A 2,343-nucleotide genomic window follows, 5' to 3' on the forward strand; every position below is an offset into this window, starting at 1 on the left:
CAGCGCCCAGGCCCTCGGCGAGGCCATCGCCGACGAGCCGCTGCAGCGGGTGGTCCTGCTGGGCGACCTCAACGGGACCATGAACGACCGCAGCCTGGCCAACATCACCTCGCAGATGCGCTCGGCCCAGGGGGCGGCGGGCGACGGCATGGGCTTCAGCTGGCCGGCGTCCTTCCCGATGGCGCGGATCGACCAGATCATGACCAAGGGCGTCAACCCGACCAGCTCCTGGGTCCTGCCCGCCACCGGAAGCGACCACCTCCCCGTCGCGGCCCGCATCGACCTCTGAGCACGGACGGCCGCGGGCAGCGGTCACCGAGCGCGGATGGCCGCGGGCAGCGGTCGGAGCGTGGGTGGGGTGCGAGTCCGGCGGTGCCGTCGAGCGCGGATGCCGCCGCCCGGCGCGCTCCCCCGGGGGTACGCGCCAGGCGGAGGCGTCCGGACGGTCAGCCGCGCCGCCAGCGGTTGGTGATGGGCAGGCGGCGGTCCCGGCCGAAGGCCTTGAGCGAGATCTTCGGGCCCGGCGGGTACTGGCGGCGCTTGTACTCCGCCGTGTCCACCAGCCGCACCACCCGGTCCACCACGGCCGGGTCGAAGCCCGCCGCCACGATCGCGTCCCGCCCGTGGTCGTTCTCGATGTACGCCTCCAGGATCGCGTCCAGCAGGTCGTAGTCGGGCAGCGAGTCGGTGTCCACCTGTCCCGGGCGCAGCTCGGCGCTGGGCGGCTTGGTGATGGAGTTCTCCGGGATCGGCGGGGTCTCGCCGCGCTCCTCCGCCGCCTTGTTGCGCCAGCGGGCGAGCCGGAAGATCAGGCTCTTGTAGACGTCCTTGATCGGGCCGAAGGCACCGACCGAGTCGCCGTAGAGGGTGGAGTAGCCGACGGCCAGCTCGCTCTTGTTGCCCGGCGCCAGGACGATGTGGCCCTCCTGGTTGGAGACGGCCATCAGCAGGGTGCCGCGCAGCCGCGACTGGAGGTTCTCCTCGGCCAGCCCGGTGAGGCCCAGCTGTCCCATGTAGGCGTCGAACATGGGGGCGATGGGGACGGTCCGGAAGTGCAACCCGGTGCGGCGGGCCAGCTCGGCGGCGTCGTCGCGGGAGTGCTGCGAGGAGTAGGCGCTGGGCATGGAGATCCCGTACACGCTCGTAGCACCGACGGCGTCCACCGCGATGGCCGCCACCAGGGCCGAGTCGATGCCGCCGGACAGGCCGATCAGCACCGAGCGGAAGCCGTTCTTCTGCACATAGGCGCGGGTGCCGGAGACCAGTGCCGCGTAGATCTCCTCCTCGTCGCCCATCCGCGGCGCCACACCGGGCACCACCGGGTGCTCGGGGGCGGGCAGCGGCTCGCCGCCGAGTACGGTGCGCTCCACCCGCAGCCCGTCGGCGACCGTTTCGCCCGAGGAGTCCGCGTCGGCTTCGGCGGCGGGCAGTTCCAGGTCGACCAGGACGCAGCCCTCCGCGAACTGCGGGGCGCGGGCGAGTACCTCCCCGGCGGCGTCCACCACGATGGAGTCGCCGTCGAAGACCAGCTCGTCCTGGGCGCCGACCATGTTGAGGTAGGCCAGGGTGCAGCCGGCCTCGGCGGCGCGGCGGCGCACCAGCTCCAGCCGGACGTCGTCCTTCTCCCGCTCGTAGGGGGAGCCGTTGACCACCAGCAGCAGCCCGGCACCGGCCTGCCGGGCCGCGGTCACCCGGCCGCCGTCCTGCCAGATGTCCTCGCAGATGGCCAGCGCCACGTCCACGCCGTGCAGCCGGACCACGGAGAGCTGGTCACCGGGGACGAAGTAGCGGTACTCGTCGAAGACGCCGTAGTTGGGCAGGTGGTGCTTGGCGAAGCGGGTGGCCACCCGTCCCCCGTGCAGCACCGCGGCGCAGTTCTGCGGCGCCTCCTTGGCGGAGCGTCCGAGGTAGCCGACCACCACCGGGACGTCCCCCAGCCCCTCGGCGGCCAGCCGGGAGGCCAGCTCCACCAGGGCGTTGCGGGAGGCCTCGACGAAGGAGCGGCGCAGCGCCAGGTCCTCCACCGGGTAGCCGGTCAGCGCCATCTCGGGGAAGGCCACCAGCTGGGCCCCCCGCTCGGCGGCGTGCCGGGTCCAGCGCACGACCTCGTCGCAGTTGCGGGCGATGTCGCCGACATAGGGATCGATCTGGCTCAGTGCGAGACGTAGATGAGGCACACCCCCAGCCTAATCGTCTCTTCGACGCTATGTCTGCCGGGGCCGGTCCGGCGCGGCCCGGCGTGCGGGTCGGGCGTGCGGATCCGGAGGGGTTTCGCGAGGTGTGGCCGGGTGTTCGCCGGATGCCGTCGGGACGCCCGGTGGGCCCGGCCGGGGGCGGGCCGTC

2 protein-coding genes are annotated in these 2,343 nt (G+C 73.2%); one reads left to right on the forward strand and one right to left on the reverse strand.

Going from position 1 to position 2,343, the window contains the following annotated elements:
• Positions 1 to 289 (forward strand): endonuclease/exonuclease/phosphatase family protein (locus AOK09_RS34705; RefSeq protein ID WP_175609380.1); only part of this gene is annotated, 289 nt, incomplete at its 5' end.
• Between the two features lie 157 nt (positions 290 to 446).
• Here the strand turns inward: AOK09_RS34705 and AOK09_RS34710 are convergent.
• Positions 447 to 2,177: an NAD+ synthase gene (locus AOK09_RS34710; protein WP_055591184.1), complete on the reverse strand. Its 1,731-nt coding sequence runs from the start codon at positions 2,175 to 2,177 to the stop codon at positions 447 to 449.
• Between the last annotated feature and the right edge of the window lie 166 nt (positions 2,178 to 2,343).

It is taken from the genome of Peterkaempfera griseoplana (genome assembly GCF_001418575.1).
Classification (GTDB): Bacteria; Actinomycetota; Actinomycetes; order Streptomycetales; family Streptomycetaceae; genus Peterkaempfera; species Peterkaempfera griseoplana.